The following is a 14,844-nucleotide window of genomic DNA, read 5'->3' as shown; positions in this document are numbered from 1 at the left end:
AAGCTTAATCTTATAAACCATTAATCTGCATTAAAATAATCATAAACCTCTTTAAAGAGAGTCGGCAATATTCCTTGCTCTTCTTTGTCTAAATTATATTCAGAAACTAGCTCATCCATATAGTCAAATACAGTGAAATGTTTTTTTATTCCATTCATAACAAGCGAAAATTTCAAATCATTAAGTTCAGTTTTATTAAACTCTTTTAACTTCTTCATATCAATTCTAGTGATTGAATGAGAAATATCATCTAGAGTACTGTAAATCGTTTTTCCTAGTAAATAATCTGTCGTGGTATCAAATAATTTTGCTAATTTGACAACGGCGTCTAAATTAGGCTCTAAAGTTCCATTCTCCCAACGAGAATAAGTACCTTGTTATCCACCAATCATCTCAGAAATTTGTACCTGAGTTAACTTCTTGATCTTTCTCAGTTCCTTAAGACGATCTCCAAAAGAATCATTATTAAACATTGTATCCTCTTAAATATTCTAAACAGTATAAAACGGAATTATTCCATAAGGAATATTTATTTGAAGATTAAAGATTCTATTGAGAATATTATAGCATAAAAGGAGGTAAAAGCGTATGTAGCTAGTAGTCAATTTAAAAAATTTTAATGAAGGAGGTATAATTCAACAAATAAAAAAATCTTGAAACAAATGCGCCGTTATTTCACTTATCACTATTTTTATCCTCAATTTTCATATTACTAAACACAGCAACTAAAATAGAAAAAGATATGGCTGTAAAAACTGACTTCTATAAAAAAACGAACCAGCTTGACTGATTCGTTTTCTTACATCTAACTCCTACTTCCGATACATTTTAAACTGTAGGAAGAGGTCGCTATATTTTCCTGTCCATTTATGGTCAAATTTCTCATAAACTTCTAGGTGTTTCATGGTTTCAGCATCTGGATAGAAGGCTTTATCTTCTTTTTTCTCCTCTGGGAGTAGTTCCTTGGCTGGTAGGTTTGGAGTTGAATAGCCGACATACTCTGCATTTTTGAGAGCATTTTCGGGTTTCAACATAAAGTTGATAAAGGCATAGGCGGCATCTTGGTTTTTAACTGTTTTGGGAATGACCATATTGTCAAACCAAAGGTTGCTGGCCTCAGTCGGAACTACATAGCGGAGATTTTCATTTTTCTCCAGCATTTGGCTGGCTTCACCAGAGAAGGTCACACCGATAGCAGCATTGTTCTGAATCATGTATCCCTTCATCTCATCCGCCACAATAGCCTTGATATTTGGAGTGAGCTTGTAAAGCTTGTCCACTGTCTCTTCCAACTGCTGGATATCCTTGGAGTTGAGGCTGTAGCCTAGCGAATTGAGTCCTAGTCCCAGCACCTCACGCGCCCCATCAAAAAGCATGATCGAGTTCTTATACTCTGGCTTCCAGAGGTCATCCCAATGTTCAGGCGCTTCCTCTACCATGGTTTCATTGTAGACAATTCCTAATGTTCCCCAGAAGTAAGGGATGGAGAATTTATTGCCTGGGTCAAAGGACTGGTTGAGGAACTCTGGTCCGATATTTTCAAGACCTTCAAGTTTTGAATAATCAAGCGGAACCAAGAGATCTTCGTCCTTCATCTTGTTAATCATGTATTCACTAGGAACGGCAATATCGTAGGTCGTTCCACCCTGCTTGATCTTTGTATACATGGCTTCGTTGGAATCAAAGGTCTCATACTGGACTTGAATTCCTGTTTCTTCTGTAAATTGCTCCAAGAGTTCTGGATCGATATAGTCCCCCCAGTTGTAGATTACCAGTTTTTGACTATCTCGACTATTGATTTTACTATCTAGATGCGTAGCAATTCCCCATAAGACTAGGATAATGGCTACAATTCCTGCTAAAAATGAATAGAGTTTTTTCATGCTTGCTCCTCCTTCTCACGTGAGATAAAGTAATATCCAACAACTAGGATAATACTAAAGAGAAAGACGAGGGCAGACAGGGCATTGATTTCTAGCGAAATCCCCTTGCGAGCACGAGAGTAAATCTCGACTGACAGGGTTGAAAAGCCATTTCCCGTTACAAAGAAGGTCACGGCAAAGTCATCTAACGAATAGGTGAAGGCCATGAAGTAACCTGCAATGATAGACGGTGTCAGGTAAGGAAGCATGATTTCCTTGAACATCTGAAATTGACTGGCACCAAGGTCATAGGCCGCATGAATCATGTCACCGTTCATTTCTTTGAGACGAGGTAAGACCATCAAGACCACGATAGGAATGGAGAAGGCTACGTGACTAGAAAGAACTGTCAAAAAGCCAAGTGAAAACTTGAGTTGGGTAAAGAGAATCAAGAAGCTAGCACCAATCATAACATCAGGCGCAACCATGAGGATATTATTGAGTGATAGAAAGGTTTCTTGGTATTTCTTACGAGACTGGTAGATGTAAATGGCACCAAAAGTCCCGATAATGGTCGCTATCAAGGCTGATAAAAATGCTAAGAAAAAGGTCTGAGTCACAATCAACATAAGGCGACCATCGCCAAACATGGTTTTAAAATTGCTTAAGCTAAAGCCTGTAAAGCTATTCATGTCGTTGCCTGCGTTAAAGGCATAACCAATCAGGTAAAAGATAGGCAGGTAGAGGACAAGAAAGACCAGTCCCAGATAAAGGTTGGCAAATTTTTTCATCGTTCTCTCCTTTCCTTGGTCACCCACATGGTGATGAACATGGTCAAGATGAGAATCACACCGATGGTTGAACCCATACCGTAGTTGTCATTGGTCAGGAAGTTCTGCTCAATGGCCGTCCCCAAGGTGATGACACGGTTCCCACCAATCAAACGCGTCAACATGAAGAGACTCAAGCTGGGGATAAAGACAGATTGGACCCCACTTCTCACTCCGTTCATCGACAGAGGGAAGATGACATGGCGGAAGGTCTCCCACTTGGTCGCACCGAGGTCGTAACTGGCATTGATGAGATTGTTGTCCATATCATCCAAGACATTGAAAATCGGCAAAATCATAAATGGTAGCTCGATGTAACTTGCGACAAAGATAAAGGAGAAATCGGTAAAGAGCAATTGCTGTGAACCGATTCCGATAAATTCCAAAAATTGGTTAATAGAGCCATTTTGACCAAAAATTCCGATAAAGGCATAGGCTTTAAGGAGCAAATTGATCCAAGTAGGCAGGATAATCAGCATAAGCCAGAGTTGACGGTGCTTGAGACGGGTCAAAAAGAGGGCTGTTGGATAGCTGATAAGCAAGGTCACAAAGGTCACAATTCCTGCATAGAGTACAGAGTTGAAACTCATTTTTAGGTAGGTCAAGTTTTGTGACGCAAAGTAAGATTTATAGTTTTCTAAACTGAATTGTCCTTCAATATTGAAAAAGGATTGACCGAAAATCAAGACCAAGGGTGCCAATACAAAGAGGACAATCCAAAGCATGTAGGGCACTACAAAGAGTTTAGAGCTTGTTTTCTTCATCTCTTTCCTCCTCGATTGCATTGATCAGACCTGCTTCTTGCTCTTCGATTTCCACGTATTCTTCGATACGGGCATCGAACTCTTCTTCGGTTTCGTTGAGACGCATGATGTGGATGTCTTCTGGTTCAAAGTCCAGACCGATTTCCTCACCCACGATGGCCTTACGAGTTGAGTGGATCATCCATTCATTTCCGAGTTCGTCATAGGCGATGATTTCATAGTGAACCCCACGAAAGAGCTGGGTATCAACCTTAACTTGGAGTTTGCCTTCTTCAGGAAGGGTAATGCGTAAGTCCTCTGGACGAATCACGACTTCGACTGGTTCATTGGGCTTCATCCCTCCATCGACCGCTTCAAAGCGTTTGCCGTTAAACTCAACCAAGTAGTCCTCAATCATGGTACCTGGCAAGATGTTTGACTCACCAATAAAGGTGGCAACAAAGTGGTTGATTGGCTCGTCGTAGATGTCCACAGGCGTTCCAGACTGGACAATCTCGCCATCATTCATAACGAAAATCCAGTCACTCATGGCAAGGGCTTCTTCCTGATCGTGAGTGACAAAGACAAAGGTAATGCCCAATCGTTGTTGTAGTTCACGGAGTTCGTACTGCATGTCTGTTCGCAATTTCAAGTCCAGCGCTGACAAGGGCTCATCCAACAAAACCACACGAGGTTGATTGATGATGGCGCGGGCAATGGCCACACGCTGACGTTGTCCTCCAGAAAGTTTACGAATAGAACGTTTTTCGTACCCTTCCAACTGAACCATCTTGAGAACTTCCGCTACGCGTTGCTCGATTTCTTTCTTGTCAATCTTGCGCAAGCGTAGTGGAAAGGCAACATTTTCAAACACATTCATATGTGGAAACAAGGCATAGGATTGGAAGACCGTATGGACGTCTCGCTTGTTGGTTGGGATGTCATTGATACGGACACCATCCAGCAAAATATCTCCTGTCGTCGCATCCAGTAAACCTGCAATGATGTTAAGGATAGTTGATTTCCCTGAACCAGACGCGCCTAGAAGAGTATAGAACTTCCCTTCTTCCAACTCAAAGTTGATATCTTTGAGAACCTTGGTGTTGCTGTCTTCAAAAACTTTAGAGACGTTTTTGAATTCAATAATTGGTTTTTTCAATTGTCATTTATTCCTTCTTTTTCATAGATTAACAGATCAGGGCTCTGTCAGGCCGCTACTACCTCGCGTAGGAGATTGAACTGCCTACATTCTTCTGCACTGACGATAGGCTTTCACCCCCTTTCCATGACATAGCAGCAGCTTTTTAGCCAAAGCTTCCTACTTGCTTTCACCTAAAATACGAACTTCTCTCTCAAGAGTGACGCCAGAGTGTTCCTTGACTTTTTCGATAACAGACTCAATCAAGTCCTCGTAGTCTTTAGCCGTTCCGTCAGCAACATTAATCATAAAACCTGCGTGTTTTTCTGATACTTCTACTCCACCAATACGATAGCCTTTCAAGCCAGCTTCAGAAATTAACTGACCTGCAAAATGCCCTACTGGACGCTTAAAGACCGAACCACAAGATGGGTATTCTAAAGGTTGCTTGAGTTCACGTAGATGCGTCAAGCGATCCATTTCTTGCTTGATAACCTGATGGCTTCCTGGAGCAAGGGCAAATTTAGCTGACAAGACAACTGCACCAGACTCTTGAATGGCTGAGTGACGGTAACCAAAAGCCAAGTCCTTGACAGACAGGGTCTCGATTTCTCCATCCTTGGTCAAGACCTTACAAGACTGCAAGATGTGGGCAATCTCGCCACCATAGGCACCGGCATTCATAAAGACAGCACCGCCAACGCTTCCTGGAATGCCACAAGCAAACTCAAAACCAGTCAAACTATGACGAAGCGCAATGCGAGTTGTTTCAATCAAGTTAGCACCAGCTTCAGCTTCAATGGTATAGCCATCAACGGAAACATTATTGAGCTTGTCACACAAGATGACAAATCCACGAATTCCACCATCACGAACGATGATGTTGCTGGCATTTCCAAGAACCATCCAAGGAATACTTTCTTGATTGGCAAATTTGACAACGCGAGCCAACTCAAAACGATTTCGTGGAAAGACCAAATAATCGGCCTCTCCACCTACTTTTGTATAACTATAAGCATGCAAGGGTTCCTTGAAACGGATATCAATCCCTTCTAAGATTTCAATCATTTTTTCTTTTACTGACATGACACTCTTCCTTTTACAAAATTCATTCCATTATACCATTTTTAAGACCATTTGACGACCCTAAAAAAATCTTGGGCTTATTTTAAACAAAAAAGAGGTTTCCCCTCTTTTTATGATTTTTTGCAAAAGATAGCCTTTGTTCCATAGGCAAGCAGAACGAGCTCTAGTGCTAGGACAACTTCAACCAAGACTGGATTTGTCAGCCAGCCAACTTGGGCTAGAGATGGAGCTAGGTCAAAGAAGGCATGTAGTCCATAGGCTGCTAGGAGATAAATCCATTTCTTCTGGCGAACAGCTTGGTAAACCCAAACAGTCAAGAGTAATTGGAAACCTAGCGCCAAGATTCTCTCAAAACCAAGCAAATAAATCTGCCAGGCTGATAGCGACTGAATAGTTTTCAACATATTTTCAGACAGCAATTGCATGACCTGTGGATTCTGAGTTTGAACTGCTGAGAGAACGATGTAGAGATTAATCAAACTAGTAAGACCTAGGAAAATCAACTCCAAGCCACCATGCCCCAAGCCATAAGCCAAGGCATCTGCCTTTTCCAAACTTCTCTTTTTCTCCAACCATTTGAAGAAAATAAGACGAGCAGTTTCCTCAAAAAATGCTGCCATAGCTAGGCCATAGATGATATAGACAAGCGGATGGTCTTGCATGAGGGCAATACTACCGTCTTTTTGAGGATGTAAAACCAAGATATGCACCAGTTTTTCTAAAATCTGTGAAGAGACAAAGAAAGCAACAGCCCCCAAGCCCAAGACAGCTAGATTAATCTGGTATTTCTTTTTGGCATACCAAATACTTCCTAGCAAGAAAGCCAGCAACAGCACCATGGTAATGATAATATGAATGGTCATTTTCTTCTCCTATTCCGCCTTTTCAATATCTTTTTTCATCTCGTCAACATTGAACTTAGCAAACAAGTATTGACGGTCTTGGACTGGGAAACGTTGATCCAATTGGTCAACAGCTCCCACCTCAATAATCCCTTCCTTGATGACAAAGTCCATGACATGACCACCGAAGGTCAAATCATCTGAAATGAAGTGCAGATGGTAGCCTGCCACACTGACTCCATGGAAAATCTCTGGCGTCCAGAAACCAACGATAGTTCCCGCCACATTGTCACGACTATACTCAGGTTGATGGGTTGCGACATCAGCAAACTTGGTATCTGGTGTCGACTTGGGAATCATGCGCACATGCATATGCGAAAACTCCCCACGAATCTTGATTGAGCGGAAAAGATTTTCCCCATCATAATAAGACTCAATTCGTTCTTCCAATTCCTTGTCTGTCATCTCAAAGCGCTGGCGGAAAATGACCTCTGCCTGATGCGGTACCACTGCTGCGTAAGGAATAAGGGCATCTGGTGATACTTCCACAATTTCTGGTTGGTCTCCTGAGCCTTTGGCCTGATAAGCCTTGCCATCTAGGACAATCAATTCCCCATCAATAGAATCCAAGGTTCCCAAACCAAGGTCACCATGCTCCAGCAATTCTCCTACTGTCATGGTACCACCATAAAGGCCGGCCATCAAGGCTCCAAGGGTATTGTATTGAAATAGTTTCACTGGTTCCTGCACGTTCTTATCCATTCACTTTCTTGTCTGTTATTCTATAAATCTTACTCCTAAGTATACCACATTTGCCCCTAGATGTGAACGAGAGAAACACTCTAGACATTGCCAAGAAGGAAAAAAAAGGGTACAATGTAACAAAATCAAGGGAGGTCTGGAATGAAGAAACAAAGCAAGTACCAAGAGGTCGTTTCCTATCTGAAAAATAGTATCGAGTCTGGACGTTTTCCAACGGGAAGTCGCCTGCCTTCTATCCGTCAACTGAGCCTTGACTTTCACTGTAGCAAGGACACCATTCAACGAGCCCTGCTGGAATTACGGCACGAACAATACCTCTATGCCAAGCCCCAGAGTGGCTACTATGTCCTAGAACAAGGGCAACACCAGGATCTAGAAATCGAAGTCACTGACGAACATGCCAGTGCCTATGACGATTTCCGACTCTGTATCAATGAAACCTTGATTGGCCGGGAAAACTACCTCTTCAACTACTATGACAACCAAGAAGGATTAGAAGACTTAAGACAATCCATTCACAAACTCCTCTTTGACCAAGCTCTCTACTGCAAGGCTGATCAACTGGTACTGACTTCTGGAACCCAGCAAGCCTTGTTTATCCTTTCTCAAATATCCTTTCCTAGCCAAGCCAAGGAAATCTTGGTAGAACAGCCAACCTACCATCGGATGAATCGCCTCTTGATTGCTCAAGGTCTGGACTATCAAACGATCGAACGAAGCATTGATGGGATTGACTTGGAGGAACTGGAAGGCCATTTCAAGACAGGAAAAATTAAGTTTTTCTATACCATTCCTCGATTTCACTATCCTCTGGGGCATTCCTATTCTGAGCAGGACAAACGAGCTATTCTTGACTTAGCTACCAAGTATGGTGTCTATATCGTAGAGGACGACTATCTGGGGGATTTGGACTCTAAAAAGGGCCAGACCTTCCACTATCTAGATACAGAGGAGCGCGTCATTTATATCAAGTCCTTCTCAACCAGCCTCTTTCCAGCCCTGCGGATAACAGCACTCATCCTTCCAAATGCTATCAAAGAAGCCTTTGTGGCCTACAAAAATATCCTAGATTACGACAGCAACCTCATCATGCAAAAGGCCCTGTCACTCTATATTGACAGTCAATTATTTGAGAAAAATCGGCGAGCTCGCTTGTCCAATCAGGAAGACTACCAAAAACAACTCGAGAAAAGTTTAACCAAAACACCTTGTCCCCTTCCTCATTTCCCCCTACACGATGGCTTATTACTAGATCTGAGACAGTACCCTAAAATCGCCAGTCTCAAACACAGCCAACTGGGCTTAGACTTCTTTGAAGAAGCTTACTTGGATGCTTGTCCTTATCAATTTGCCAAGGTATCCTTAGAAAATCTAGAAAAGGTTTTAAACTATTTAAAAGCAGAATTGGAATAACTTCCAACTCTGCTTTTTTCTTATACTCTTCGAAAATCAAATTCAAACCACGTCAGCGTCGCCTTACCGTACTCAAGTACAGCTTGCGGCTAGCTTCCTAGTTTGCTCTTTGATTTTCATTGAGTATTATTCTTCAACTTCTGTTAAGGTTGCTGCCTTTTCAAGATATTTTTGGTAGGTACCGTCATCCTTGAGTTTTTGGATGACCTTGTCCACCACTTCTTTCAAATCAGCACTATTTTTTCTAAGGGCAACTGCATTAGCTTCGCCGTCCTTCATCTTCAAGCTGACAGTTGCGACAGCTAGGTCCGCGTTTTTAGCAGCATAACTAAGGGCAACAGGCTCATCCATATGAACAGCATCTACTTTTCCAGCCTGCAATTCATTGACTGCTTCTCCCATATTGGTTAGGGAAGTCAGCTGTGCTTTTGGCAATTGTTCCTTGACCATAGCTTCTGGAACAGTTCCTTTTTGGGCTGCAATATTAGCACTTTCAAGGCTAGTTAAATCCTTGTATTTTTCTACATCAGACTTACGAACCAAGAAACTAATCTTGTTTTCATAGTAAGGGATTGAAAAATCAAAGACTTCTTTTCTCTCATCAGTAGCGCTAATTCCTGCAACCGCTAGGTCAGCCTTGCCAGTTTGAAGACTGGTCAAGACATTGTCAAAACTCATGCTTGAAATTTCCAACTTCACCCCAAGTTCATCAGCGATAGCTTGGGCCATATCAATATCCGCACCGACTACCTGGTTTTTTCCGTCAACTAAGGATTGGAATTCAAAAGGTGCATAGTCAGGACTAGTCGCCACAACTAATTTCCCCTTTTGCTTAATGGCATCAACAGCTGACTGAGACTCATTAGAACCCGACTGACAAGCTACTAAGAAGAAACTTGCAAGAAAACTACATAAAACAAATATCCATTTTTTTGATTTCATAAATAAACAACCTCTCTGTTAATTTTGTATAATTATAACGCTATCCAAGATGCTTGTCAAGTGTTTTTTGAATTTTTATCTTAAAAATATTTTTTTCATTCAAGAAAAGGAGCTGTCAGTTGATTTTGAGCTCCTTTTTATACAGAATGAATCTATTTTATAGTTCGACAATCTTACCTGTTTCAAAGTAAACAACCCATTCACAGATATTTTTGGCATAGTCTCCAATACGTTCCAAGAAGGCAATCACTTGGAAATAATCACGACCTGTAACAATGGCATCAGGATTTTTCTTGATTTCTTCTGTAGCCAAGTCACGAATGCTATCAAAGTAATGGTTGATTTTTTCGTCCATGGCTGCTACTTCATAGGCCTGATCCACTGAACCATTGAGATAGAGTTCAAGGGCTGCTTCAACGAAATTCTTGACATCGCGACCCATTCTCTTGATTTCTTCTTCAACAGCTGGGATGCGTTGCTCCCCCTTCATACGAATTGCCGCTTTGGCAATAGAAACAGCATGGTCACCCATACGTTCCAAGTCAGATACGGCTTTTAAGACTGTTAGAACTGTACGCAAGTCCTGAGAAACTGGTTGTTGCAGAGCAATCATTTCAAATGATTTCTTCTCCAATTTCACTTCGTATTCGTTTACTTCTGCATCGTCTTCGATGACTTCCTTGGCCAAATCACGGTCATGCGTAACAAAGGCACGCACTGTACGATTGATTTGAGATAGCACTTCTTGTCCCATAGCATAGAACTGGTTATGCAATTTCTCTAAATCTTCTTCAAATTGAGAACGTAACATCATTTATCTCCTTATCCAAATTTTCCTGAAATATAATCTTCTGTTTCCTTGTGTTGTGGGTTTAGGAACATCTTCTTGGTATCGTTAAACTCAATCAAATCTCCATCAAGGAAAAATCCTGTCTTGTCAGAGATACGAGAGGCTTGTTGCATGGAACGTGTAACCAAGAGCATGGTGTATTTATCTTTTAGACCATACAAGGTTTCCTCAATCTTACCGGCCGAGATAGGGTCCAAAGCTGAAGTCGGTTCATCCAAGAGAATGATTTTAGGGCTGGTTGCCAAGACACGGGCAACACAGACACGTTGCTGTTGTCCGCCTGAAAGCCCGATAGCTGAATCATGCAGGCGATCCTTGACCTCATCCCAGATAGAAGCTCGTTGCAAGGCTTTTTCTACCGCTTCATCCAGAACCTGCTTATCCTTCACTCCATTGATACGAAGCCCGTAAACAACATTTTCGTAGATAGACATAGGGAAAGGGTTTGGTTGTTGGAAAACCATGCCGATTTCCTTACGCAATTCAACTGTATCTGTACGCGGGCTGTAGATGTTGTGGCCGTTGTAAACCACCGAACCAGTTGTAGTTACCTCTGGATTGAGATCCCCCATGCGGTTGATAGCCTTGAGGAGGGTTGATTTCCCTGATCCAGATGGACCGATCAGGGCTGTAATTTCCTTAGGTTGGAAAGATAGGGAAACACTATTCAAGGCCTTTTTTTGATTGTAGTAAACGGACAGGTCTGATACCTGTAAAATCGCTTCTGTCATACTGTTTCCTTTCTATCCAAAGTGTCCTGTTACGTAGTCATTGGTTGACTGTAGTTTGGCATTTTGGAAAATATTAGAGGTCTTATCGTACTCGATCAAGTCGCCCAAGTAGAAAAATCCTGTGTAGTCACTAGCACGCGCAGCCTGCTGCATACTGTGAGTCACGATGATGATGGTAAAGTCCTTCTTCAATTCCAGCATAGTTTCTTCCAGCTGGGCTGTCGCAATCGGATCTAAGGCTGATGCCGGCTCATCCATCAAGAGGATATCTGGTTTGACCGAAATAGCACGAGCGATACAAAGACGTTGCTGCTGACCACCTGATAGGGTCAAGGCTGACTTGTGCAAATCGTCTTTGACCTGGTCCCAAAGAGCAGCCTGACGAAGAGAAGTTTCCACAATTTCATCCAAGACTTGCTTGTCCTTAACTCCTGCACGTTCATGGGCAAAAGTGATATTGCGATAAATAGACTTGGCAAAGGGATTTGGGCGTTGGAAGACCATCCCGATGTGTTTACGCATTTCATAAACGTTGATTTCTGGACGGTTGACATCAATCCCTTGGTAGAGGATTTGACCTGTTACCTTGGCAATATCAATGGTATCATTCATACGGTTGAGACTGCGGAGATAGGTTGATTTCCCTGAACCAGAAGGGCCAATTAAGGCCGTAATTTTATTCTTTTCAAATTGCATATCGATGCCCTTGATGGATTCATTTTTACCGTAGTAAACATGTAAATCCTTAGTAGAGAGGGCCACTTTCTCTTCAGGAAAGGTGATGATATGCTTTTCATCCCAATTATATTTTGACATGGCTTCTCCTTTAGGCAGCGGTTAATTTCTTATGTAGGTAGCTTCCGAGTTTACGGGCTCCAAAGTTAAAAATGAGGATAAAGATAAGGAGCACTGCGGCAGAACCTGCTGATACGATAGTTCCATCTGGAATGGTACCTTCACTATTGACTTTCCAAATGTGGACAGCCAAGGTTTCTGCTTGACGGAAGATAGAGATTGGACTGGTCACACTGAGAATATTCCAATTAGACCAGTCCAGGGCTGGAGCGGATTGTCCTGCTGTATAGATAAGAGCCGCAGCCTCACCAAAGATACGACCAGAAGCCAAGACGACACCCGTTACAATACCTGGTAGGGCTTCTGGAATGACCACATGGACCACAGTCTCCCAACGAGAAATACCCAGAGCTAAGCCAGCTTCACGTTGCGTATGGTGAACATGTTTCAAGCTGTCCTCAACATTACGAGTCATCTGAGGTAGGTTAAAGACCGTCAAGGCCAAGGCGCCTGAAATAATTGAAAATCCATACTCAAACTGAACTACAAAGATCAAGTAACCAAAGAGACCTACAACCACTGATGGCAGTGAAGACAAGATTTCAATACAGGTTCTGACAAAATTGGTCACAGGACCTTTTTTGGCGTATTCAGCTAGGAAAATCCCAGCCCCCATAGATAAGGGAACAGAGATAATCAAGGTAATAACCAAAAGGAAGAAGGAATTATAGAGCTGAATTCCAATCCCTCCGCCCGCTTGGTAAGAAGATGATTTGCCAGTCAAGAAAGACCAAGAGATGTGAGGCAAACCACGAACCAAGATATAGAGAATCAAGGATGCCAAGATGGCAACAATAATTCCTGCAATCGAGTAGAGGACAGCTGTTGCAATTTTATCTAATTTCTTAGCGTGCATAGTTTTTCTTTCCTCTTTCTTTCGTAATCAATTTAATCACACTGTTGAAGGCCAAACTCATCAAAAGCAAGACTAAGGCCAGTGACCAGAGAACGTTATTATCAACTGTTCCCATAACGGTATTTCCGATACCCATGGTCAAAACAGAGGTCAAGGTCGCAGCAGGCGTTGTCAATGAAGTTGGGACAACAGCTGAGTTTCCGACAACCATCTGAATGGCCAAGGCCTCACCAAAGGCACGCGCCATCCCAAAGACCACTGCTGTGAAAATCCCTGAACGCGCTGCCTTCAAGGTCACGCGCCAGATGGTTTGCCAACGAGTAGCCCCCATAGCCAAACTGGCTTCGCGGTAGTGACGAGGCACCGCACGCAAACTATCGGTTGTCATAAAGGTTACCGTTGGTAAAATCATGACAAAGAGAACGAAAATCCCTGACAAGATTCCAAAACCAGTTCCACCAAAGACACTACGTACAAAGGGAACTACGACCTGCAAACCGATAAATCCATACACGACTGAAGGAATCCCGACAAGTAATTCAATAGCTGGTTGCAAGATTCTAGCACCTTTTGGTGAGACTTCAGTCATAAAGACTGCCGCACCAATAGCAAAAGGAGTTGCGATAAGGGCTGATAGGATTGTGACAATAAAGGAACCCAAAATCATTGGAAGCGCACCAAATTGTTTACCTGAAGGATTCCAAGTTTGACCAAAAAGGAAATCAAAGATATTAACCCCATTTACAAAGAAGGTCGACAAACCTTTTTGGGCTACGAAAATCAAAATCATAGCCACGATGATAACAATCAAAGACAGACAGGCAAAGGTCAAGCCTTTCCCTAATTTCTCTAGACGAGAGTTCTTTGAGGGAGAAAGTAATTTTTTAGCTAATTCTTCTTGATTCATTATTGACTCCCTTCTAGTGCTGTCACCGTTCCTACAGCATCTTTTTCAACCTTCATTTCCTTGACAGAAATATAGCCCATCCCCTTAACGATTCCACTTTGCGCTTCATCGGAGAGGACAAAGTTGAGAAACTCTGCTACCAATTCATTTGGTTGACCTAGGGTGTACATGTGTTCATAAGACCACAAAGGCCAGTTATTGGTTGTAACATTTTCTGCAATCGGCTCATAGCCATTCAACTTCATACGTTTAACTGAGTCATCCACATAGGCAAAGGCTAGGTAAGAAATGGCTCCTGGTGTCTGGGAAACAATGTTTTTGACCATCCCATTTGAATCCTGTTCTTGACTCTGCACGGCAGATTGACCATCCATGATAACACTATCAAAGGTTGCACGCGAACCAGAACTTGCCGCGCGGTTGATAATGGAAATGGCTAGGTCTTTCCCACCGACTTCTTTCCAGTTGGTCACTTGACCTGTGAAGATGCTACGGAGTTGTTCAGTTGTCAGATTTTCAACGTCAACTTCCTTGTTTACAATAACCGCCAAGCCCGCTACCGCTACCTTATGGTCCACTAGAGCGGATGCGTTGATACCGTCTTTTTCCTCGGCAAATACGTCTGAATTTCCTACATCAACGGCTCCAGACTGAACCTGAGACAAACCTGTACCAGATCCTCCACCTTGGACGTTGACTGTTTTTCCAACGTGCATAGAGCCAAATTCATCTGCTGCTGCTTCGACCAAGGGCTGAAGAGCCGTTGAGCCAACAGCTGTCATGGATTCTCCACGATCAATCCAGCTAGCACATCCCGCCAAAGAACCTGCTAGCAAAAGAGCCGCAAGGGATAGAGCGAGTTTTTTCCTTTTTTTCACTGTTTTTCTCCTTGAAAATAATGGTGAATGCTGTGAATTTTTTCAACTATTTATTTATGTTTTTCTTTTTTAAAATTGGGAGCCAACTGAAGTTCTGAGCCTGATTTTACTTGAAATTTGCTCAGTTACTTTGCCCACCAATTTTGACT

The 14,844-nt window shown here is 42.4% G+C and carries 16 protein-coding genes; 1 reads left to right on the top strand and 15 read right to left on the bottom strand.

The annotated features are described in order from the left end of the window. Window positions 1-20 precede the first annotated feature (20 nt). The 8 genes from TZ90_RS10700 to budA all read right to left on the bottom strand — a co-directional run bounded on the left by TZ90_RS10700 (window position 21) and on the right by budA (window position 7,263). A complete protein-coding gene (locus TZ90_RS10700) occupies window positions 21-218 on the bottom strand; it encodes a hypothetical protein (RefSeq protein WP_235285497.1) in 198 nt (65 codons plus the stop codon). Window positions 219-812: 594 nt separating this feature from the next. Then, window positions 813-1,883, bottom strand: a complete 1,071-nt coding sequence (locus tag TZ90_RS02495) for an ABC transporter substrate-binding protein (RefSeq protein ID WP_045611279.1) — start codon at window positions 1,881-1,883, stop codon at window positions 813-815. Then, a complete protein-coding gene (locus TZ90_RS02490; protein ID WP_045611278.1) occupies window positions 1,880-2,653 on the bottom strand; it encodes an ABC transporter permease in 774 nt (257 codons plus the stop codon). The genes TZ90_RS02495 and TZ90_RS02490 overlap by 4 nt, the downstream gene beginning before the upstream one ends. Beyond that, the gene (locus tag TZ90_RS02485) at window positions 2,650-3,456 is read right to left on the bottom strand and encodes an ABC transporter permease (RefSeq protein WP_000753806.1); all 807 of its coding nucleotides are present in this window, start codon (window positions 3,454-3,456) and stop codon (window positions 2,650-2,652) included. The genes TZ90_RS02490 and TZ90_RS02485 overlap by 4 nt, the downstream gene beginning before the upstream one ends. Further along, window positions 3,437-4,594, bottom strand: coding sequence for an ABC transporter ATP-binding protein (locus TZ90_RS02480; protein WP_000742900.1), 1,158 nt, complete (start codon window positions 4,592-4,594; stop codon window positions 3,437-3,439). The genes TZ90_RS02485 and TZ90_RS02480 overlap by 20 nt, the downstream gene beginning before the upstream one ends. 159 nt (window positions 4,595-4,753) lie before the next feature. Next, window positions 4,754-5,659 carry a UDP-N-acetylmuramate dehydrogenase gene (gene murB / locus TZ90_RS02475; RefSeq protein ID WP_045611276.1) on the bottom strand — a complete coding sequence of 302 codons (906 nt, stop codon included), beginning with the start codon at window positions 5,657-5,659 and terminating at the stop codon, window positions 4,754-4,756. A 110-nt stretch (window positions 5,660-5,769) separates the two neighbouring features. Beyond that, window positions 5,770-6,522, bottom strand: a complete 753-nt coding sequence (locus TZ90_RS02470; RefSeq protein ID WP_045611274.1) for a YhfC family intramembrane metalloprotease — start codon at window positions 6,520-6,522, stop codon at window positions 5,770-5,772. A 9-nt stretch (window positions 6,523-6,531) separates the two neighbouring features. After that, window positions 6,532-7,263, bottom strand: a complete 732-nt coding sequence (gene budA / locus TZ90_RS02465; RefSeq protein WP_000360295.1) for an acetolactate decarboxylase — start codon at window positions 7,261-7,263, stop codon at window positions 6,532-6,534. A gap of 141 nt (window positions 7,264-7,404) precedes the next feature. Here budA and TZ90_RS02460 point away from each other — a divergent pair, with 141 nt between their 5' ends. Beyond that, on the top strand, window positions 7,405-8,676 hold the full coding sequence (locus TZ90_RS02460) for an aminotransferase-like domain-containing protein (protein ID WP_045611272.1): 1,272 nt from the start codon (window positions 7,405-7,407) through the stop codon (window positions 8,674-8,676). Window positions 8,677-8,802: 126 nt separating this feature from the next. Here TZ90_RS02460 and TZ90_RS02455 read toward each other — a convergent pair whose 3' ends face one another. The 7 genes from TZ90_RS02455 to TZ90_RS02425 all read right to left on the bottom strand — a co-directional run bounded on the left by TZ90_RS02455 (window position 8,803) and on the right by TZ90_RS02425 (window position 14,695). Further along, entirely contained in the window at window positions 8,803-9,618 is an 816-nt protein-coding gene (locus TZ90_RS02455) for an ABC transporter substrate-binding protein (RefSeq protein ID WP_045611271.1), read from the bottom strand. 157 nt (window positions 9,619-9,775) lie between these two features. Then, window positions 9,776-10,429 (bottom strand): phosphate signaling complex protein PhoU, encoded by a 654-nt coding sequence (gene phoU, locus TZ90_RS02450; protein ID WP_000946458.1) that lies wholly within the window; start codon window positions 10,427-10,429, stop codon window positions 9,776-9,778. A gap of 11 nt (window positions 10,430-10,440) precedes the next feature. Next, window positions 10,441-11,199: a phosphate ABC transporter ATP-binding protein PstB gene (gene pstB, locus TZ90_RS02445; protein ID WP_000133484.1), complete on the bottom strand. Its 759-nt coding sequence runs from the start codon at window positions 11,197-11,199 to the stop codon at window positions 10,441-10,443. Window positions 11,200-11,211: 12 nt separating this feature from the next. Continuing rightward, window positions 11,212-12,015 carry a phosphate ABC transporter ATP-binding protein PstB gene (gene pstB / locus TZ90_RS02440; protein WP_000049848.1) on the bottom strand — a complete coding sequence of 268 codons (804 nt, stop codon included), beginning with the start codon at window positions 12,013-12,015 and terminating at the stop codon, window positions 11,212-11,214. Between the two features lie 10 nt (window positions 12,016-12,025). Next, the gene (gene pstA, locus TZ90_RS02435) at window positions 12,026-12,910 is read right to left on the bottom strand and encodes a phosphate ABC transporter permease PstA (protein WP_000543046.1); all 885 of its coding nucleotides are present in this window, start codon (window positions 12,908-12,910) and stop codon (window positions 12,026-12,028) included. After that, on the bottom strand, window positions 12,900-13,817 hold the full coding sequence (gene pstC, locus TZ90_RS02430; RefSeq protein ID WP_001070903.1) for a phosphate ABC transporter permease subunit PstC: 918 nt from the start codon (window positions 13,815-13,817) through the stop codon (window positions 12,900-12,902). The genes pstA and pstC overlap by 11 nt, the downstream gene beginning before the upstream one ends. After that, window positions 13,817-14,695: a phosphate ABC transporter substrate-binding protein PstS family protein gene (locus TZ90_RS02425; RefSeq protein ID WP_000746329.1), complete on the bottom strand. Its 879-nt coding sequence runs from the start codon at window positions 14,693-14,695 to the stop codon at window positions 13,817-13,819. The genes pstC and TZ90_RS02425 overlap by 1 nt, the downstream gene beginning before the upstream one ends. Window positions 14,696-14,844: the final 149 nt, after the last annotated feature.

Source organism: Streptococcus mitis, assembly GCF_000960005.1.
GTDB lineage: Bacteria > Bacillota > Bacilli > Lactobacillales > Streptococcaceae > Streptococcus > Streptococcus mitis_CK.
The sequence above is the reverse complement of the archived record's forward strand: the minus strand, read 5'-3'. Positions and strand labels throughout refer to the sequence as shown.